This is a genomic window from Streptomyces sp. NPDC029152, from assembly GCF_055564355.1.
Window position 1 is genome coordinate 112,118 of the sequence record NZ_JBVHWR010000004.1, and the last position, 19,719, is coordinate 131,836.

The 19,719-nt window shown below is 74.2% G+C and carries 13 protein-coding genes and 1 tRNA gene; 7 read left to right on the forward strand and 7 right to left on the reverse strand.

What is annotated here, in order from left to right:
- Positions 1 to 5: 5 nt before the first annotated feature.
- On the forward strand, positions 6 to 3,266 hold the full coding sequence (fdh, locus tag ACZ4V6_RS09950; protein ID WP_467824592.1) for a formate dehydrogenase: 3,261 nt from the start codon (positions 6 to 8) through the stop codon (positions 3,264 to 3,266).
- A 40-nt stretch (positions 3,267 to 3,306) separates the two neighbouring features.
- Here fdh and selD read toward each other — a convergent pair whose 3' ends face one another.
- Positions 3,307 to 4,332, reverse strand: coding sequence for a selenide, water dikinase SelD (gene selD / locus ACZ4V6_RS09955; protein ID WP_467824594.1), 1,026 nt, complete (start codon positions 4,330 to 4,332; stop codon positions 3,307 to 3,309).
- Between the two features lie 61 nt (positions 4,333 to 4,393).
- Here selD and ACZ4V6_RS09960 point away from each other — a divergent pair.
- Positions 4,394 to 4,486: transfer RNA gene (locus ACZ4V6_RS09960), tRNA-Sec, on the forward strand.
- Positions 4,487 to 4,661: 175 nt separating this feature from the next.
- On the opposite strand, the gene ACZ4V6_RS09965 is transcribed toward ACZ4V6_RS09960, so the two are convergent.
- From ACZ4V6_RS09965 to selA, 3 genes are all read right to left on the reverse strand, one after another.
- Positions 4,662 to 5,096: a VOC family protein gene (locus ACZ4V6_RS09965; protein ID WP_467824596.1), complete on the reverse strand. Its 435-nt coding sequence runs from the start codon at positions 5,094 to 5,096 to the stop codon at positions 4,662 to 4,664.
- Positions 5,097 to 5,158: 62 nt separating this feature from the next.
- Positions 5,159 to 6,943 carry a SelB domain-containing protein gene (locus ACZ4V6_RS09970; RefSeq protein ID WP_467824598.1) on the reverse strand — a complete coding sequence of 595 codons (1,785 nt, stop codon included), beginning with the start codon at positions 6,941 to 6,943 and terminating at the stop codon, positions 5,159 to 5,161.
- A 5-nt stretch (positions 6,944 to 6,948) separates the two neighbouring features.
- Positions 6,949 to 8,223, reverse strand: coding sequence for an L-seryl-tRNA(Sec) selenium transferase (selA, locus tag ACZ4V6_RS09975; RefSeq protein WP_467825591.1), 1,275 nt, complete (start codon positions 8,221 to 8,223; stop codon positions 6,949 to 6,951).
- A gap of 361 nt (positions 8,224 to 8,584) precedes the next feature.
- Between selA and ACZ4V6_RS09980 the strand changes: the two genes are divergently transcribed.
- On the forward strand, positions 8,585 to 10,162 hold the full coding sequence (locus ACZ4V6_RS09980; protein ID WP_467824600.1) for a carbohydrate-binding protein: 1,578 nt from the start codon (positions 8,585 to 8,587) through the stop codon (positions 10,160 to 10,162).
- Between the two features lie 54 nt (positions 10,163 to 10,216).
- Here the strand turns inward: ACZ4V6_RS09980 and ACZ4V6_RS09985 are convergent, their stop codons facing one another.
- Positions 10,217 to 11,089, reverse strand: a complete 873-nt coding sequence (locus ACZ4V6_RS09985) for a GyrI-like domain-containing protein (RefSeq protein ID WP_467824603.1) — start codon at positions 11,087 to 11,089, stop codon at positions 10,217 to 10,219.
- A gap of 337 nt (positions 11,090 to 11,426) precedes the next feature.
- On the opposite strand from ACZ4V6_RS09985, the gene ACZ4V6_RS09990 reads away from it, so the two are divergent.
- On the forward strand, positions 11,427 to 13,769 hold the full coding sequence (locus tag ACZ4V6_RS09990) for a beta-N-acetylglucosaminidase domain-containing protein (RefSeq protein ID WP_467825594.1): 2,343 nt from the start codon (positions 11,427 to 11,429) through the stop codon (positions 13,767 to 13,769).
- Between the two features lie 262 nt (positions 13,770 to 14,031).
- Here the strand turns inward: ACZ4V6_RS09990 and ACZ4V6_RS09995 are convergent, their stop codons facing one another.
- Together ACZ4V6_RS09995 and ACZ4V6_RS10000 are read right to left on the reverse strand one after the other, a co-directional pair.
- Positions 14,032 to 15,915, reverse strand: coding sequence for a hypothetical protein (locus ACZ4V6_RS09995; RefSeq protein ID WP_467824606.1), 1,884 nt, complete (start codon positions 15,913 to 15,915; stop codon positions 14,032 to 14,034).
- Between the two features lie 431 nt (positions 15,916 to 16,346).
- Positions 16,347 to 17,087 carry an alpha/beta hydrolase gene (locus tag ACZ4V6_RS10000; protein ID WP_467824609.1) on the reverse strand — a complete coding sequence of 247 codons (741 nt, stop codon included), beginning with the start codon at positions 17,085 to 17,087 and terminating at the stop codon, positions 16,347 to 16,349.
- A 557-nt stretch (positions 17,088 to 17,644) separates the two neighbouring features.
- Here ACZ4V6_RS10000 and dhaK point away from each other — a divergent pair.
- From dhaK to ACZ4V6_RS10015, 3 genes are read left to right on the forward strand one after another with little or no spacing between them, the layout of a single operon-like run.
- Positions 17,645 to 18,637 (forward strand): dihydroxyacetone kinase subunit DhaK, encoded by a 993-nt coding sequence (gene dhaK, locus ACZ4V6_RS10005; RefSeq protein WP_467824611.1) that lies wholly within the window; start codon positions 17,645 to 17,647, stop codon positions 18,635 to 18,637.
- Between the two features lie 49 nt (positions 18,638 to 18,686).
- Positions 18,687 to 19,286, forward strand: a complete 600-nt coding sequence (dhaL, locus tag ACZ4V6_RS10010) for a dihydroxyacetone kinase subunit DhaL (protein ID WP_467824614.1) — start codon at positions 18,687 to 18,689, stop codon at positions 19,284 to 19,286.
- A complete protein-coding gene (locus ACZ4V6_RS10015; RefSeq protein WP_467824616.1) occupies positions 19,279 to 19,689 on the forward strand; it encodes a PTS-dependent dihydroxyacetone kinase phosphotransferase subunit DhaM in 411 nt (136 codons plus the stop codon). The genes dhaL and ACZ4V6_RS10015 overlap by 8 nt, the downstream gene beginning before the upstream one ends.
- The last annotated feature ends 30 nt before the right edge of the window (positions 19,690 to 19,719 follow it).

The following is a 19,719-nucleotide window of genomic DNA, read 5'->3' on the forward strand; positions in this document are numbered from 1 at the left end:
ACGGCATGGGCGTACGCACGTGGATCGACTCCTGGCCGGTCTACCGCCAGCTCAAGGGCACCGACCCCCTGGGCCGCGGCGCCGCCGCCAAGAGCGGGACCAGCGCGCGGCTCACCCCCCGGGTCGCCTCGGCGGACAAGGTCGTGAAGTCCGTCTGTCCGTACTGCGCGGTCGGCTGCGGCCAGAACGTGTACGTCGAGGACGGCCGCGTCACCCAGATCGAGGGCGACCCCGACTCCCCCGTCTCCCGCGGCCGGCTGTGCCCCAAGGGTTCGGCGAGCCTCCAGCTGACCACGGGCGGCGCCCGCGAGCAGCACGTCCTGTACCGGCGCCCGCACGGCACCGACTGGGAGCGCCTCGACCTGGACACGGCGATGGACATGATCGCCGACCGGGTCATCGAGGCACGGCGCGCGGGCTGGCAGTGGGAGGCCGACGGGGCCCGCACCCGCCGCACGCTCGGCATCGCGAGCCTCGGCGGCGCGACACTGGACAACGAGGAGAACTACCTGATCAAGAAGCTGTTCACCGCCCTGGGCGCGGTGCAGATCGAGAATCAGGCCCGTATTTGACACTCCTCCACCGTTCCCGGTCTGGGAACCTCGTTCGGCCGCGGCGGCGCGACCACCTTCCAGCAGGACCTGCAGAACGCGGACTGCATCGTCATCCAGGGCTCGAACATGGCCGAGTGCCATCCGGTCGGGTTCCAGTGGGTGATGGAGGCCAAGGCGCGGGGCGCGAAGGTGATCCACGTCGACCCGCGGTTCACCCGCACCAGCGCGCTGGCCGACGTGCACGTGCCGCTGCGCGCGGGCTCGGACATCGCCTTCCTCGGCGGGATCGTCAACCACGTCCTCAGTGAGGACAAGTACTTCCGCGACTACGTGGTCGCCTACACCAACGGTCCCGTCGTGCTGCGCGAGGACTTCCGCGACACCGAGGACCTCGACGGCGTCTTCTCCGGCCTCGACCCCGACAGCCGCAGCTACGACAACGGCAGCTGGCAGTACGAGGGCACGGAGATGCAGGCGGCCTCCGGCGAGCGGGACCTGGAGTACGACGAGCGCTCCGGCGGCGGCTCCTCGGTGACGGAGGCGGCGCGCGGCGAGTCCCACGGCTCGGGCGGCGCCGACATCGGCGAGGGCGGGATCGAGCGGGACGAGACGATGACGCACCCGCGCTGCGTCCTCCAGGTGCTGAAGCGGCACTACGCCCGCTACACGCCGGAGATGGTCGAGCGGATCTGCGGGGTGCCGCAGGGCCTGTTCCGGCAGGTGTGCGAGCTGGTCACGGAGAACTCGGGCCGGGAGCGGACCACCGCCTTCGCCTACGCGGTCGGCTGGACGCAGCACACGGTGGGCGTGCAGTACATCCGCGCGGCCTCCGTGCTGCAGAGCCTGCTGGGCAACATCGGCCGGCCCGGCGGCGGCATCCTGGCCCTGCGGGGGCACGCCTCCATCCAGGGCTCCACGGACATCCCGACCCTGTTCAACCTGCTGCCCGGCTACATCCCGATGCCGCACGCGCACCGGCAGGAGGACCTGGACGCGTTCGTGCGGGGCGAGGCGGCCCGCAAGGGCTACTGGGGCAACATGCGCGCCTACCTGGTGAGCCTGCTGAAGGCCTACTGGGGCGACGCGGCGACGGCGGAGAACGACTTCTGCTTCGACTACCTGCCGCGGCTGACGGGCTCGCACTCCACGTACGAGACGGTCATGGCCCAGCTGGAGGGGACCTGCAAGGGCTACTTCCTGATGGGCGAGAACCCGGCGGTCGGCTCGGGCAACGCCAAGATGCAGCGGCTCGGGATGGCGAACCTGGACTGGCTGGTGGTGCGGGACTTCTCCCTCATCGAGTCCGCGACCTGGTGGAAGGACGGCCCGGAGATCGAGACGGGTGAGATGCGCACGGAGGACATCGGCACCGAGGTGTTCTTCCTGCCGGCCGCCGCCCACACCGAGAAGGACGGCAGTTTCACCAACACGCAGCGGCTGCTGCAGTGGCACCACCAGGCGGTCCGGCCGCCCGGCGAGGCGCGCAGCGACCTGTGGTTCACGTACCACCTCGGCCGGATCATCCGTCACAGGCTCGCCGGCTCCACCGACCCGGCGGACCGGCCGCTCATCGACCTGACCTGGGACTACCCGGTCAAGGGTGAGCTGTCCGAGCCGGACGCGGAGGCGGTCCTCGCCGAGATCAACGGCCACGACGCCGAGGGCGTCCCCCTGTCCTCCTACGAGCAGTTGAGCGACGACGGCTCCACGGTGTGCGGCTGCTGGATCTACTGCGGCGTCCACGCCGACGGCGTGAACCAGGCCGCCCGCCGCAAGCCCGGTGCGCAGCAGGACTGGGTGGCGGCCGAGTGGGGCTGGGCGTGGCCCGCCAACCGCCGCGTGCTGTACAACCGCGCGTCGGCCGACCCGGACGGCAGGCCGTGGAGCGAGCGCAAGGCGCTGGTGTGGTGGGACGAGGGCCAGGAGAAGTGGGTGGGGCACGACGTCCCGGACTTCCCCCCCGACAGGTCCCCCGGCCACGTGCCGCCGCCGGACGCCACGGGGCCCGAGGCCCTGTCGGGCACCGACGCGTTCATCATGCAGGCCGACGGCAAGGCCTGGCTGTACGCGCCCTCCGGCCTCACCGACGGGCCGCTGCCCGCGCACTACGAGCCGCAGGACTCCCCCTTCCCCAACCTGCTGTACGGCCGGCAGCGCAACCCGGTGCGGCACCTGCTGCCCCCGCACCCCGACAACCGCTACCAGCCGAGCGCGGGCGCACCCGGCTCCGAGGTGTACCCGTACGTCGCCACCACGTACCGGCTCACCGAGCACCACACGGCGGGCGGCATGTCCCGCTGGCAGCCGTATCTCGCGGAGCTGCAGCCGGAGTTCTTCTGCGAGGTCTCCCCCGAGCTGGCCGCCGAGCGCGCGCTGGAGCACACCGGCTGGGCGACGGTCGTCAGCGCCCGCGGCGTGATCGAGGCACGGGTGCTGGTCACCGACCGCGTGCCGCCGCTGACCGTGCACGGCCGGACCCTGCACCAGGTCGGACTGCCCTACCACTGGGGCCCGAACGGCTACAGCACGGGCGACGCGGCCAACGAGCTGCTGCACCTGTCCCTCGACCCGAACACCCACATCCAGGAGGCCAAGGCGCTGGCCGTGGACATCCGGCCGGGCCGGCGTCCGCGGGGCCCGGCGGCCCTGGAGCTGGTGCGGGAGTACCGGGCGCGCGCGGGCATCGACGAGCACACCGGCACGGAGCTGTGACGACGGGCGCCCGCGGACCGGCGCGGCGGGCGCCCGCCGGTCAGCGCAGGACGACCGAGTACGGCCCGCGTGCGACCAGTTCGCCGATCACCGGCGCCCCCGGCACTTCGCCGGCCACGAGCAGCCCGCCCGAGGTCTGGGCGTCGGCCAGCAGGAGGCGGGTGTCGGCGTCGGCGTCCCCGAAGTCGGTGTGCGGGGCCACCCACTCCAGGTTGCGCCGGGTGCCGCCGCTGACGTAGCCGTCGCGCACCGCCTCCCGCGCGCCGTCCAGGTAGGGCACGGCGGCGGTGTCCAGCACGGCGGTCACCGAGGAGGCGCGGGCCAGTTTGTGCAGGTGGCCGAGGAGACCGAAGCCGGTGACGTCGGTGGCGCAGACCGCGCCGGCGTCCAGGGCGGCGGTGGCGGCGTCCCGGTTGAGCGCGGTCATGGTGGCCACCGCCTGCTCGAACCGTTCGCCGGTGGCCTTGTGACGGTTGTTCAGGACACCGAGGCCGAGGGGCTTGGTCAGCGACAGCGGTACACCGGGACGGCCCGCGTCGTTGCGCAGCAGCCGGGCGGGATCGGCCAGACCGGTGACGGCCATGCCGTACTTCGGTTCGGGGTCGTCGACGCTGTGTCCGCCGCCCACGTGGCAGCCGGCCTCGGTGGCGATGTCCAGGCCGCCGCGCAGCACCTCGCGGGCCAGTTCGAGGGGCAGGACGTCGCGCGGCCAGGCCAGCAGGTTGACCGCGAGGACGGGGCGGCCGCCCATCGCGTAGACGTCGGAGAGCGCGTTGGCGGCGGCGATGCGCCCCCAGTCGTAGGGGTCGTCGACGACCGGGGTGAAGAAGTCGGCCGTGGAGACCACGGCCTGTGCGGCGGCGCCGGGCGGCGTGGGCAGGGTGACGACGGCCGCGTCGTCGCCGCTGGCGGACCCCACCAGGAGCGGGGTGTCGCCCGCGGTGACCCGCGTCCGGGCCGGCGGACCGAGCATGTCCTCGAGTTCGCCGGGCGGGATCTTGCAGGCGCAGCCGCCGCCGTGGGCGTACTGGGTGAGGCGTGCGGCGGTCCCGCTCGTCGAGGTCATGCCGTGCTCCTTGGTGGTGACGGGACGGTGACCGGATGTCCGTGTAGCCTGGCCGGGCGGTGGAGGCGTGTGGGTGCCTGGTGGCCCTCCCGGTCTTCAAAACCGAGGTGTCCGAGGATCTCGGGCAGGCGGGTTCGATTCCCGTCCGCCTCCGTTTTCTACCTGCGGTGACGTGCCCGGCTTCGGGATTGGGCCGAACGCGGGCCCTGGCGCGGGCCCGGTCCCCTCCCGCCGAGGACCGTGGCGTCCCGGCCGCGGCGGCCCCGGGGAGGCCCGAGGGCGGCGGCTCCCCTTCTCGTCGTCCCGGTTCTCGTCGTCCCGGCGGATGCTCAGTCGAGGCAGAACTCGTTGCCCTCGACGTCCTGCATCACGATGCACGACTCGTTGTCCTCATCGGCGAACAGGGTTCGCACGTGGACCGCGCCGAGCGCGACCAGTCGTGCGCACTCGGCCTCGAGAACGGCCAGGCGCTCTTCTCCCACGAGCCCCGTGCCGGCCCGCACGTCGAGGTGCACCCGGTTCTTGGCGGTCTTCCCCTCGGGAACGCGCTGGAAGAACAGTCGCGGGCCCACGCCCGAGGGATCACCGCACGCGAACCACGCCCCCCGCTCCTTCGGCGGCTGCGAGCGGTCGTAGTCGTCCCACGTGGCGAATCCCTTCGGCGGCGGCGGGACGACGTACCCCAGCACCTCGCACCAGAAACGAGCGACACGCTGCGGATCCGCGCAGTCGAAGGTGACCTGGACCTGCCTGATCGATGACATCGGCGCACCATAGCAGGGGGCCTGACCGCTCATCTCCCGGCGGGGAACCGGTCGCCGCCGGGTCATCGAGCGCCGCCGGCGGGCCGGCAGCGCCGGTGCCGGTCGCCCACCCGCTCCGTCAGTCCCCGCGCGTCCAGGTGCTCCAGCAGCGGTACGGCCACCCGGCGCGTCGTGTCCAGGGCGCGGCGGGCCTCGCTGAGGGTGAACGGCTGCGGGAGGCGGGCCAGGACGGCGGCCGCCTCGGTGTCCGCGCCCGGCAGCAGCACGACGGTGTCCCCGACCCGCAGGAGTGCTCCGGCGGCGACGGCCGCGGCCAGTGCCTTGCGGGTGAGTCCGAGTTCCGTCAGCCGGTCCGCCTCGGGCGCGCGGAAGGGCGCGCGGCTCAGGTCACCGCGCACGGCGTCCACGGCCGCGTCCAGGGGCGGTGGCAGGGTGGGCATGGCGTCGGCCCCGTACAACCGGCCCTGGCGGTGGTGGAGCCGCTCGTCGCCGGGGGCCCGGGCCAGCGCGTCGACCAGCAGCCGGTCGGGGAGGCCGAGCAGACGGCGCGCGGCCTCGGTGGGCAGACCCGGGTCCATCGGGTGCTGCCGGGCGTGCCGCTCGACCTCCTCGGCGAGACGGGCGCGCAGCCGTTTCCAGTGGTCCGCGTCGGCCAGCCAGTCCCCGGCGACGGGCGCGGCCGGCGGGGTCACTCCTATCGCCCGCAGTTCGCCGCGTCGTACGAGCCTGCGCCGCCGCAGCTCGGCGGCGCCGTCGGGACGCCCGGTCATCGCGGCCAGTTCCCCGGCGCGGGCGCGGGCGGCGCCGCGCCGGGTCAGGCGTGGCGGACGTACGTCGAGGACGGTGACCGCGCAGGGGACGCGGGTGCCGCCGGGTTCGCGCAGGACGGCGCGGTCGCCGACGCGCAGGGGCAGCGGACGGGCCAGGGTCAGCCTGGCCGTGTCCTCGCCCAGCGGGCGGACGGTCGCCGGCACCGCGGCCGTCCCGATGTGCAGGGTCGACGTCCGGGGGAGCCCGGCGACCGGTTCCCCGGTGACGCGGACGTCGGTCAGCGCGGTGAGCAGCCAGCGGTCCGGTGACAGCAGGACCTGGCCCCGGCGCAGGGTGCCGTCGGCGGCTCCGTGCACGTCGACCGCCACGCGGGCCACCCCGCTCACGGCGGTGCATTCCTCGCGCAGGCACTGCATCCCGCGCACCCGCAGCTCCGCCGTGCCGTCCCCCGTCAGCAGCCGGTCGCCGACGCGCAGCGTGCCCGCGCCGAGCGTGCCGGTGACGACCGTGCCGCGCCCGCGCACGGTGAAGGCCCGGTCCAGCCACAGCCGTACGTCGGCGTCCGCCGGCGGCACCGGCAGGGACCGGGCCAGCCGTACCAGCTCCCCGCGCAGCTCCTCGAGTCCGGTGCCGGTCACGGAACTGACCGCGACGGACGGCACCTCGCCCAGGGAGGTCGCGGCGAGGCGTTCGACGGCGTCGGCCCGTACGGGCTCGGGGTCGGCGAGGTCGCTGCGGGTCACCGCGAGGACGGCGTGCCGTACGCCGAGGGCGTCGATGATCGCGAGGTGTTCCTGCGACTGCTGTTGCCAGCCCTGGTCGGCGGCGACCACGAAGAGCACGGCGGGCACCGGTCCGACGCCGGCCAGCATGGTGGCGACGAACCGCTCGTGCCCGGGCACGTCCACGAAGGCGAGATCCTCGTCCTGCCCGGTCCGGGTCCAGACGAATCCGAGGTCCAGGGTGAGCCCGCGGCGGCGCTCCTCCTCGTAGCGGTCGGGTTCCATGCCCGTCAGCGCCCGCACCAGGGCGGACTTGCCGTGGTCGACGTGACCGGCGGTGGCCACCACCCGCATGTCCCCTACCTCTTCGCCGCGGCCCGTACGGCCGCGGCCAGCCGCTCGTCGTCCTCGGCCGGCACGGTGCGCAGGTCGAGCAGGCACCGGCCGCCCTCCACACGCCCCACCACGGGGACCGGGGCGGTGCGCAGCGCGGCGGCGTACGCCTCCGGCAGGGACACGGCGGCGCTGGGCAGCGTCACTCCGGGGGCACCGCCGCCGCCCACCGCCGCCTCGCTCGCGACGGCACGCGCGTCGACGCCGGCGGCGCCCAGCGCGGCGGCCAGCCGCTCGGCGCGGTGCGCGAGGCGCGCCGGGTCGGCGGCGAGGGCGTCGGCGGTCGGCGTGCCGGGGCCGGTCAGGGTGGCCTGCAGGGCGGCGAGGGTCAGCTTGTCCACGCGCAGGGCGCGGGCGAGGGGGTGCCGGGACACCTTCCGTACGAGGTCGTCGTCGCCGAGCAGCAGTCCGCACTGGGGGCCGCCGAGCAGTTTGTCGCCGCTGGCCGTCACGAGGGAGGCTCCGGCCCGGAGCCGGCTCTCGGCGTCGGGCTCCTCGGGCAGCAGCGGGTGGGGGGCGAGCAGCCCGGAGCCGATGTCGACGACGACCGGCACGCCCAGCGCGGCGAGTTCGCCGGTGCTCGCGGCGTGGGTGAATCCGGTGATGCGGAAGTTGGAGGGGTGGACCTTCAGGACGAAGCCCGTCTCCGGGCCGAGGGCGTCGGCGTAGTCGGCGACGGTGGTGCGGTTGGTGGTGCCGACCTCGCGCAGCCGGGCTCCGGTCGACACCAGGAGGTCGGGCAGGCGGAAACCGTCCCCGATCTCCACCATCTCCCCGCGGCTGATGACGATCTCGCGGCCGGCGGCGAGCGCGGTCGCGGCCAGGACCAGTGCGGCGGCGCCGTTGTTCACGACGTGCGCGCCCCCGGCCGAGGGCACCCGTGCGCGCAGGGCGTCCAGTGCGGTACGCCCCCGGCGGGCGCGTGCGCCGGTGCGCAGGTCGAGTTCGACGTCCGTCGGTCCGGCGGCCTCCTGCACGGCGCGCCGGGCCGCCCGTGACAGCGGGGCCCGGCCCAGGTTGGTGTGGAGCAGCACGCCGGTCGCGTTGATCACCGGCCGCAGTCCGCCGGCCGTGGACGGCAGCAGGGCGAGGGCCGTGTCCGCCACCCCCTCGGGCGGGACCGTCCCCTCACGGGCCCGGTCCTGGGCCTGCCGGACGGCCGACTTCACCGTCTCGGGGCCGAGCCGGCGCACCGCATCTGCGAGCCTCGGGTCGCGCAGCACGGCGTCGGTGCGGGGGATGCGCCGCCGGGCGTCCGCCGCCTCCCGGTCCTGGTCGTGGCCGCGCCTGCGGGCGCCGGCCGGGGCCGGGCCGTCCGCCGTCGCGGTCGCCTCCCGTACGGCCCGCTGATCCACGCGTCCCTCCTCGTCCGGCCGTTCCCGCGTCTGCCCGGGGAGCCCCCATCGTCCTCCAGCGCCCGGCACGCGTGTCACGACACGCCGGTAGAGCCCTGACACCCCTTCAGAAAGTCAGGGATGTGAACGTGAATCAAATACACAACCATTGACGCGTTCACGGCAAGCCTTTACGGTCCGCCTTGAAAGCGCTTTCTCCATGCTCTCTCCCCCACCAGTCCTGGGGCCCGACCCACCTGGAGACACGATGCACATGAGATCCCTGGCCGCGTGCGCCGGCCTGCTGGCCGGCACCCTCGTCGCCCTGTCCGGCCCCACGGCGCAGGCCGCGTCCGTCCGCTACGAGGCCGAGAGTTCCCCGGCGGTCTGCACCGGCACCATCGACTCCGACTGGACCGGCTACTCCGGCAGCGGATTCTGCAACGGCACCAACAAGGCCGGGGCCTACGCCCAGTTCACGGTGGACGCCGCCTCGGCGGGCACCGCGACACTGAAGATCCGCTTCGCCAACGGCACCACCGGCAAACGGGCCGCGGACATCATCGTGAACGGCACCACCGTCGCATCGGCCTCCTTCGAGGCCACCGGCGCCTGGACGACGTGGGCGACGAAGACGCTCACGGTGCCGGTGAGGGCGGGCGGCAACACCGTCCGGCTCAGCCCCACCACCTCCTCCGGCCTGCCCAACCTCGACCGCCTCGACGCCGAGGTGACGGGCGGTGGGACGACGCCGCCGGCCGGATCCGCGCTGTACGTGTCGCCGAACGGCAGCGACGGCGCGTCCGGCACCCAGTCCGATCCGACGACGCTCACCTCGGCGATCGGCCGCGTCGCTCCCGGCGGCACGATCTACCTCCGCGGCGGGACCTACCGCTACGCCCGGACCGTCACCATCCCGCAGGGCAACGACGGAACCTCCGGCGACCGCACCGAACTCGCCGCCTACCCGGGCGAGACGCCGGTGCTGGACTTCTCCGCGCAGAGCGAGGACCCGGCCAACCGAGGCCTCGCGCTGAACGCGTCCTACTGGCACGTCAAGGGCCTCGTCGTCGAACACGCCGGGGACAACGGCGTCTTCGTCGGCGGCAGCAACAACGTCATCGAGCGCACGGTCACCCGCTTCAACCGCGACACCGGCCTCCAGCTGTCCCGGACGGCCTCCACGACGCCCCGCGACCAGTGGCCGTCGAACAACCTGATCCTGAGCGCGGAGTCGCACGACAACGCCGACTCCGACGGCGAGGACGCCGACGGCTTCGCCGCGAAGCTGACCGTCGGGCCCGGCAACGTCTTCCGCCACGCCGTGTCCCACAACAACATCGACGACGGCTGGGACCTCTACACCAAGACGGACACCGGCCCCATCGGCCCGGTGGCCATCGAGGACTCCCTCGCCTACGAGAACGGCACCCTCTCCGACGGCACTCAGAACTCCAGCGGCGACCGCAACGGCTACAAGCTCGGCGGCGAGGACATCGAGGTGGACCACGTCGTGCGGCGCAGCATCGCCTACGCCAACGGCAAGCACGGGTTCACCTACAACAGCAACCCGGGCTCGATGACGGTGTCGGACAACGTCAGCGTCGACAACGCCCAGCGCAACTTCTCGTTCGACAAGGGCACCTCGGTCTTCCGCGGCAACACCTCGTGCCGCGGCGACGACGGGTCGAACGACAAGACCGTGGGCGACGCCGACGCCTCGAACCAGTTCTGGACCGGTTCGAACGGCTCCCGCTGCTCCGCGTACAGCGGCGCGCTCGGCTGGTCATTCGCCTCCGACGGCCGCCTCGTCGTGACCTTCGGCGGCAGGACGGTGACGCCGTAGCCGACGCGCCCGGCGGCCCGGCGTCCGTACCACCGGGCCGCCGGGCCGCCGGGTTCAGCCTGTGACCCGCTCCACGGGGATCCACACCTCCGCGTCCGCCCGCGCCCCGTCCTCGGACAGGCCGACGCGGAGGACCTCGGGCCCCGGCCTGCTGCGGTACGGGTTCGAGGGGAACCACTGCGTGTACACGTCCCGCCACAGGTGCTGGAGTTCCCGCGGGAACGGGCCGGAGCTCTCGAAGGCGGCCCAGGCCCCCGCCGGGACCGGCAGCACGTCCATGTCCCCGGGCGCCTCGGCGTCGGTCACCACCGCGTGGCAGCAGTCGAGTTCGGTGCCCTCCGCCCGGCTCGGGGCGAGCTGGTCGCTCACCCCCACGACGCCTTCCGGTTCCTGGTCGGACAGGGCCGCCAGGCGCCGTAGCGTGCCGGGACCCATGCCCCGGACGAACTCGGCGATCGCCGGGTCGACCCCCTCGTGGACGAGGGGCACCCGGGCCTTCCTGCCGACGATCCGGAACTCCTTCTCGTCGGCGATCCCGTATCGCATGCCGCCGCCCCCTTCGATGACGCTCCGGAAGGACATCCGGGGCTGGGAGCGCAGAGCCGCACCGGTGCGCCGGACCTCGCCCGGACCGACCCCGCGCATGGCGCGGAAGGCCCGCGCGAAGACCTCGCCCGAGCCGTAGCCGTAGCCGTAGCGGCCCGCGATGTCCAGCAGCTTCCGTCCGCCGGCGAGCACCTCGGCGCCCGTCACCGTCAGCCGCCCGCGCCGGACGTACTCCGACAGCGGCATCCCCGACAGCGCGGAGAACATGCGCCGGAAGTGGTGCTCCGACGTCGGCGCGGTGCGCGCCGGCCCGGCCGCGTCGACCTGCCCGCCGGGACGCGCCTCGATGTGCCCCATGGCCCGGTTCAGCCGCTCCAGCACCCCGGCCTCCTCCCCTTTCGCCCCTCACGCCAGGGAGCGCCGGGGGCGGCGGACCCTGCATCCTGTGCCCGGTGCGGTGGGGCGCGCCGGCCGCGCCCGGCCCGGCGGCCGGAAGCCGGGCACGCCGAACTCCGCCGTCGCCCGTCGGTGTTGGCCAGAGTAAAGCCGAGCGACCAAGAGGTCTAGACCCCGTACGCCTTACGCCCGACCCTCCCCTTGCCGCATCATCCCTGGGAGCAAGGTGGTCCATGTGGTCCAGACCAAGCAGGGAGATCTCGTGGGAAGACGCGTGAAAGCCGTCACGACGCTCGGCATCTGCTTCGCACTCGCAAGCACGATGACGAGCGAGGCCCTGTCGCCCACCGTCGCGGGCGCCCCGCCCGTCGCGGCGTCCGCGGTGCCGCCGGTGTCACCGACCCCCCAGTCCCTCACCCGCTCGGACGGCGACGTCACGGTGACCGGCCGGGTCCTCGTCGTGGCGGACGGGAAGACCGACGCCGGCGCCCGGGACCGGCTCGTCCGCGAGCTGAGGGCCCACGGAGCGGACCGGGTGGACGTCGTCGCCCCCGGGAACGTCCCCAGGGCGGCCGCGGGACTGCTCACCGTCCGGCTCGGCCCGGCCACGCGGCCCGACATCGCCCGGGCCCTCGACGGCACGGCGGTGCCGGACCGCCCGGAGGGCTACGCCCTGAACGTCTCGTCCGGGAAGCGCGGACGGCACATCGCCCTCGGCGGCACGGACGCCGCCGGCCAGTTCTACGCCGTGCAGACCCTGCGCCAGCTCTTCGTCCGCGCGGGCGCCGACCGCTGGGAGGTGGCGGGCGTGCGGGTGAGCGACCACCCGTCGATGCCGCTGCGGGGCACCATCGAGGGCTTCTACGGTCAGCCGTGGACCCACGCCGAACGGCTCGACCAGATGGACTTCTACGGAGACGTCAAGGCCAACACCTACATCTACGCCCCCAAGGACGACCCCTACCACCGGGGCAGGTGGCGCGAGCCCTATCCGGCGAACAAGCTGGCCGAACTCGGCGAGCTGGTGGACCGGGCCACGGCGAACCACGTGCGCTTCACCTTCGCCGTCTCCCCCGGCGAGTCGATCTGCTACTCCGATCCCGCCGACCGCCAGGCCCTCGAGGCCAAGCTCCAGGCACTGTACGACCTGGGGACCCGCGCCTTCTCCATCCCGCTCGACGACATCAGCTACACCCGCTGGAACTGCGAGGGCGACCGGACCGCGTACGGCGAGCCCGGTCGCGCGGCGGCCGCGAGGGCTCAGGTCGACCTGCTCAACGACGTGCAGCGGAACTTCGTCGCCACCCACGAGGGCACGCGACCGCTGCAGACGGTGCCCACCGAGTACGGCGACCTCACCGACACCGCCTACAAGCAGACCATGCGCGCGACCCTGGACCCGGCGGTCGTGGTGATGTGGACCGGCACGGCCGTGGTCCCGCCGAAGATCACCAACGACGAGGCCGACCGGGTCTCGAAACTCTTCGGCCGCAAGGTCTTCGTCTGGGACAACTACCCGGTCAACGACTTCGGCAACACCAGCGGGCGACTGCTGCTCGCACCGTACGACAAGCGTGAGGCCGGCCTGTCCGAGCACCTCTCCGGCATCGTCGCCAACCCCATGAACCAGCCCTACGCCAGCAAGGTCGCCGTCTTCGGCACCGCGGACTTCACCTGGAACGACCGCGCCTACGACGCGCGGGAGAACTGGCCGCGCGCCATGTCCTACCTCGCGGGCGGCGACCCCGAGGCCACGGCCGCCCTGCTGGTCCTCGGCGACCTGGAGCACATGGCCCCGACCTTCGGCGCCACTCCCTGGCAACCGCAGGCGCCCGAACTCGACCGGCGCGTGCGGCAGTTCTGGGCGATGTGGGACGAGGGGAAACGCACCGAGGCGGTCGGGGCCCTGCGCGCCCACGCGACCGCGGTCGAGCAGGCCCCGGCGACCATCCGCGGCGGAGCCGTGGACAGGGGCTTCGTGGCCGACGCGTCGCCCTGGCTGGACGCCACCCGGCTGTGGGGCGGGGCCATGGTGACGATGCTCGACGCGCTCACGGCGCGTCAGGACGGTGACGTGGAGGCGTCCGACCGGTTGCTGGCCGAGTCGGACGACCTGCAGCAGCGCGCCCGGGCCGTGCGGGTCGACCCGCCGCGCAACTCCTGGGGCAAGGTCCAGCCCAAGGTCGGTGACGGCGTGCTGGACACCTTCCTCCTGCAGGCCGGCCTTAGGCTGCGGCTGTGGGACTCCGCGGGCGGCGCGGAGAACCTGGCCCTGAAGGGGAAGGCGTCCGCGTCCAGCGTGGAACAGAACCTCGACCGGCTGGCGGCCCGGTACGTCAACGACGGTCAAATGAGCACCCGTTGGGCCTCCGGTTACGCGGACGACGCGTGGGTTCAGGTCGAACTCGCCGCCCCTGCGAAGGTCTCGGCGGTGACCCTCGCGTGGGAGGGCGCCTGTGCGACGGAGTACGCCGTCCGGACCTCCCTGGACGGCGTGACCTGGCGGACCGTGTCCACCCAGCGCCCGGACGGCTGCGGCGACGACGTCGTCCGGCTCACCTCCGACGAGGCCGTGCGGTACGTCCGCATGCAGGGCGTCGAGCGGAGGACGACGTGGGGCTACTCCCTCTACGAGATGGGCGTCTACGGGACGCCCGCCTCCTGAGGCGGCGGCCGGGCTCGGCCGGCGGCGGGTGCGGTGCGGTGCGCGGGACGGTGACGGCCCGGGTGACGGCGGTCCGGGCGGCGTGGGTCTCGCGCGGCTCGCCGGCGGACGCCTCGCCCCGTCGCGCGGCACGTCGGCCTCGCCGGTGACGGCCGGCACCGGGGCGGGCCGGAGAGCTTCCCCGGTGCCGGCCCGCGGCGGCGAGGCGGCCGGCGTCTCCGGCCGGATCCGGCACCTCGGCCGCGCTCGGCGCCGGACGCGTTCAGCCCAGCAGCTGTCTGATCGCCGTCACCACCGCCTCGCCCGTCTGCTGGACGGCCGTTCCGGCGACCAGTGCGGGCAGGGAACGGACCGCTGTCCGCAGGGCGGGACGGAAGCCGTCGTTCTCCGGATCCGTCAGGGCACCCGCCAGCACCGTCGTCTGGTCCCGCAGCGCGTCCGGGTCCCCCAGCAGGGCCGCGTTGCGGTCGATGTCCGCGCGGAAGGCGGTCAGGAGGGTGGCGAGGGAGTCGAGGGCGTCGGACGGAACGCCGCCCTGGCCGGTGCCGGTCTGCGTGATGCGGGACAGGCGACGACCGACGGCGTTCTGCGCGGTGCCGGTGTTGTCGCCGCCGATGCTGATGCCGGCCCCCGGGGCCCCGGCGGGCTCGGGGGACGGGGTCCTGCGCGAAAACCCTCGGCTCATGAGCACTCCTCCGGTCGGGGCGGGGGCGGGCGCCGCGGGCGCCGTCTGCGCCACCTGGGTCAGCGTCACACCTCCCGCGAGTTGGATCCCGGCGTTGTTGTCCCCCAGCACCTGAATGCTGTTGATCACCGTGCGCCGGTCGGAGAACGCCTCCGTCGCGAACCCGTGGCGTTCGAGCAGGGCCTCCACCGCGTGCAGGACGGCGGCCTGCATCAGCTCGACGTGGCGTTCGGCGTCGCCTTTCTGGTGCAGGTCGGAAACCTCGGGCAGGGCCAGGGCGTCGCGCAGACTCAGCGGGCCGTCGTCCCCGGCCGGGTCCGGCTCCCGCGCCGGTGTCTTGCGCAGCCGCCGCCACAGCGCCAGCCACAGCCGCGCCGCACCGCGCAGTCCTTCGAGCGCCGCGGGACCGGCCGGTTCGGGCAGCGGCAGCAGCGGTGCCAGCACCTGCGGCCGCAGCGTGAGCCGCAATTCGCCGGCCTGGAGGGCCGCGTGCACGAAGAGACTCACCACGAGCTGTCCCTGCCAGCTGACGCACTGAGCCCGCAGGCACGGCCGCTCCGGCCGGCCCAGGCCGCCCGCCGCCTGCGGCGCCCCGGTCCCGTTCCGGCCGCGCTCCAGCCACAGGCCGGCCGGCAGGGCCAGGACCCGGGCCACCGAGAAACCGGGCAGTGGGGCGGTCTCCTCGGTGCCGCCGGGCCCGTCCCCACCCTGACCGGTGGCGGTCAGCGCGGCCCCGATGCTGTCCAGCACCTCCGTCTCGCGCAGGGGCACCACGGCTCGCCCGGGCCACCCGGGCCGCAACGGCACGCGCATCTCCGCCGCGCCCCGCACTTCCCCGCCCGCGCCGATGAAACGGCCCGCGACGTCGTACGGCAGCGCGGTGCCGTTCTGCCGGGTGCGGACCCGCTCCACACGTGCGCGGGTCCGCGGCCCGACCGAGGGCAGCCGCTCCCGGGTGCCGCCGTCCCGGCCCACCCGTCTCCGTGCCGACCGGGCGACCACCCCGTCGACGACGTACACCAGGGCCACGGCCGAGGCCAGCACGAGGGGCAACTGGGCTGCGCGCACCCACAGTTCGTGGAAATCGTCGTGCTTGCGCATCGCCACCGGCGTGAACGCCCAGAACCCGATCAGCGGTGTCAGCGCCCAGCCGGGGCCGGACGAGCCCAGCACCCAGGCGAGGCCGAGCGCGCCCAGCCACGCCAGGGCCGCGGCCGGCGCCCAGACCACGACAGTGCCGAGCACCACCGCCACCGCGACCCGGCGCAGCAGCCGCCACCGGCGGACGCGCGCTCCGTGCACGAGCACCGGCACCAGATCGAAACCGTACGACGGGACCGCGCGCGCCGGTTCGCGCAGCACGTCCTTGACCAGCCGGGGCAGCGACGTCCCGCTCCACGGCCCGGGGCCGCCGGCACGGGCCGGGCGCGCGTAGAGCGCCGTGCAGAGCAGCCGTGTCACGTCGGAATCCGACGTCCGCGACAGTGACTCCCCCGTCGATGACTCTGTGGTCCGCATCCTGGATGGCTCCCCCGGTCCGGCGCACACCGTGCCTGGAGGCATCTTCACCTCACCGGCCCCGGTCGCGCCATACCCCGCACACCACCCGTCCGGCCGTACGTCGGCGAGGGCCACGGCCGGTCCGTCGGGCCCCGCGGCGCGCAGGTGGGCGACCTCCCCGACGAGCCCGGCGGACGCGGCGGACGGTGCCGTCGCCCACCACGGCGCGGCCCAGTCCCTCACCGAGACGGAGACGGAGACGGAGACGGAGACGGACGAAGTCCTTCACGTCCTCCCCGTACCGCCGCCGAGGCGGACGCGCCCGCGCGCCGCCCCGGCCGGTCGGCACCGCCCGCCGTCCCCGCCGCCCGGGCGGCGGGGACGGCGGGCGGCTAGCGCAGGTGCCGGGTGAAGAACCGGGCCGCGACGTCCCCCGCGAACTGCGGGACGCCGGTGTGCCCGCCCAGGTTGGCGTGCAGGGACTTCTCCTCGGAGCCGAAGGCGTCGAACAGCTCCAGGGCCGCCTGCCGGTCGTTCCCTTCGTCGTCCCACTGCAGCAGGACGTGCAGCGGAACGGTGACCTGCCGGGCCTCCTCGAACACGGCGCGGGGCACGAGGCTCCCGGCGAACAGGACGGCGGCCGAGATGCGCGGCTCGACCACCGCCAGTCGGATCCCGATGGAGATCACTCCCCCCGAGTACCCGACCGGGCCGCCGATCCCGGGCAGCGCCAGGAGGGCGTCCAGGGCGGCCTGCCATTCCGGGACCGCCTTCTCGACCAGCGGGAGGACGAGGGCGTCGACGATCTCGTCGCCGACCGGCTCACCGGCCTCCGTCGCCCTGCGCAGGCCGGCGCGGGCCTGTTCGACGGCGGGGCAACGGGGCCGGTCGCCGCTTCCGGGGAGCTCGATGGTCGCCGTGGCGAAGCCGTCCGCCGCGGAGCGCCGGGCCCGGGCCGCCAGCCGGGGGTACGCCTTGCGCAGCCCGAGGGGAGGGGGGCCGAGCAGGATCAGCGGTGCCGGTGCCGGTGCCGATGCGGACGCGGGCGTCCACAGGATGCCGGGGATCCCGCCGAGGGTGAATGCGCGCTCGAGGACACCGTCGTCGAGGTGTTGCTCGGAAGTGAAGTGCACGGTCGTGCCTTTCGGGAGTGCTCACGAACGGCGCTCCCGGACGACGACCTATCGCCCGACCGTGACCCCGGAGGAGAGCACCCACGTCGATGTGTTCACGGGTACCACCTCCTCCTTCTCTCGCACGGCCTCCGGGAAAGTAGCAGTGGTCGCCGTGGTCCGCCAAACGGTTTCCCGCGGCTGCTCCGCCTCCGGACGCCACGGAGCCGCTCGCCCGAAGGCCGGGGCCGGGCGGACGAGGGCTTCGGGCCCGCGCCGTCGCGGAGTGGCACGGGCCGTCCCGCCTCCTGGCACGCCCGGGTGCCCGCGCACGTGACCTTCGCCTCCGCAAGGCTGATACTTCGGACAGGAGTACCGCAGTCGCCCCCTCGTCCGATCGTCCGATCGTCCAGCAGACCTGTCGGGCCGACACCGACGTCGGCGCCACATCGGCACCAGTACCGCCGGCCCCGCTCGGGGCCGCTGCGGACCGCCGCGGCCGAGAACCGCCCACACCCGCTCCCACCAGCGAAGACCCTGTTCGAAGACCCAGCTACTACTCTTCCCAGGAGGCACCAGTGAAGATGCTCATCAACGTTCCGGAGACCGTGGTCGCGGACGCGCTGCGGGGGATGGCCGCCGCCCACCCGGAGCTGACGGTGGACGTCGAGAACCGGGTGATCGTGCGGCGGGACGCCCCGGTGGGCGGGAAGGTCGCCCTGGTGTCCGGGGGCGGGTCGGGGCACGAGCCGCTGCACGGCGGGTTCGTGGGGCCGGGGATGCTGACGGCGGCCTGTCCGGGAGAGGTGTTCACCTCGCCGGTGCCGGACCAGATGCTGCGGGCCGCCGCGGCCGTGGACAGCGGCGCGGGGGTGCTGTTCGTCGTCAAGAACTACACCGGCGACGTGCTCAACTTCGACATGGCCGCCGAGCTGGCCGAGGACGAGGGCATCCGGGTCGCGAAGGTGCTGGTCGACGACGACGTGGCGGTGACGGACAGCCTGTACACGGCGGGGCGGCGCGGCACGGGGGCCACGCTGTTCGTGGAGAAGATCGCGGGCGCCGCGGCGGAGGAGGGCCGTCCGCTGGAGCAGGTGGAGGCGGTCGCCCGGCGGGTCAACGGCAGCTCCCGGAGCTTCGGTGTCGCGCTGAGCGCCTGCACCACGCCGGCCAAGGGCAGCCCCACCTTCGACCTGCCCGCCGGTGAACTGGAGCTGGGCATCGGCATCCACGGGGAGCCCGGCCGGGAGCGGCGGCCGATGATGACCTCGGGCGAGATCGCCGAGGCCGCCGTGGACGCGGTACTGACCGACCTCGCCCCCCGCAATCCCGTACTGGTCCTCGTCAACGGCATGGGCGCCACGCCGCTGCTGGAGCTGTACGGCTTCAACGCCGAGGTGCAGCGCGTGCTCGGCGAGCGGGGTGTCGCCGTCGCCCGCACCCTCGTCGGCAACTACGTGACCTCCCTCGACATGGCGGGCGCCTCGGTCACCCTGTGCGAGATCGACGAGGAGCTGCTCGGACTGTGGGACGCGCCGGTGCGGACGCCCGGGCTCCGGTGGGGCATGTGACGGTGGGCGGGGAAGGGATCGGAACACACCTACCAGGCAAGGAGATCCTGTGCTCGACGCCGAATTCTTCCGCCGTTGGATGACGGCGACCGCCGCGTTGGTCGACCGCGAGGCGGAGCGGCTCACCGCCCTCGACTCGCCCATCGGCGACGCGGACCACGGCAGCAATCTCCAGCGCGGTTTCACGGCCGTGACGGCCACGCTGGAGAAGGAGGCACCCGGCACGCCCGGCGCGGTCCTGACGCTCGCCGGACGGCAGCTCATCTCCACGGTCGGCGGCGCCTCGGGGCCGTTGTACGGGACGCTGCTGCGCCGCACCGGCAAGGCGCTCGGCGACGCCGCCGAGGTGAGCGCGGAGCAGCTGGCCGAGGCGTTGCGGACGGGGGTGGACGCCGTCCGGACGCTCGGGGGCGCGGCGCCGGGCGACAAGACGATGGTCGATGCCCTGGTGCCGGCCGTGGACGCCCTCGGCGACTCGTTCGCCGCGGCCCGTGCCGCCGCCGAGGAGGGCGCCGAGGCGACCACGCCGCTGCAGGCGCGCAAGGGCAGGGCGAGTTATCTGGGCGAGCGCAGCATCGGGCACCAGGATCCCGGTGCCACGTCGGCGGCGCTGCTGATCGAAGGGCTTCAGGAGGCATCCGGTGAGTGACGAGAAGCTGGTCGGGATCGTGCTGGTGTCGCACAGCGTCGAGGTCGCGGCGTCCGTGGCGGAGCTGGCGAAGGCCCTGTCGGGCGGTGGCGCGGCGGTGCCGGTGGCTCCGGCGGGCGGTACCGCGGCCGGCGGGTTCGGCACCAGTTCCGAGCTGGTCTCCGCCGCCGCCGCGTCCGTGGACCGGGGCGCGGGTGTCGCCGTCCTGACCGATCTGGGCAGCGCGGTGCTCACCGTCAAGGCCCTGCTGGCCGAGGGTGACGAACTGCCGGAGAACACCCGCCTGGTCGACGCCCCGTTCGTGGAGGGCGCGGTGGCCGCGGTCGTCACGGCGGCGACGGGCGCGGACCTGGCGGCGGTGGAGGCGGCCGCGGCGGAGGCGTACTCCTACCGGAAGGCGTAGCGCGCCGGGGCGGCGGCACGGCGCGCGCGT

What these genes read in the sequence shown, in the direction of transcription:
- ACZ4V6_RS09965 (WP_467824596.1), bottom strand. Translation starts at nt 5,096, where the DNA reads ATGTCATCGATCAGGCAGGTCCAGGTCACCTTCGACTGCGCGGATCCG.
- ACZ4V6_RS09980 (WP_467824600.1), top strand. Translation starts at nt 8,585, where the DNA reads ATGCACATGAGATCCCTGGCCGCGTGCGCCGGCCTGCTGGCCGGCACC.
- ACZ4V6_RS09970 (WP_467824598.1), bottom strand. Translation starts at nt 6,943, where the DNA reads ATGCGGGTGGTGGCCACCGCCGGTCACGTCGACCACGGCAAGTCCGCC.
- ACZ4V6_RS09990 (WP_467825594.1), top strand. Translation starts at nt 11,427, where the DNA reads ATGACGAGCGAGGCCCTGTCGCCCACCGTCGCGGGCGCCCCGCCCGTC.
- selD (WP_467824594.1), bottom strand. Translation starts at nt 4,332, where the DNA reads ATGACCTCGACGAGCGGGACCGCCGCACGCCTCACCCAGTACGCCCAC.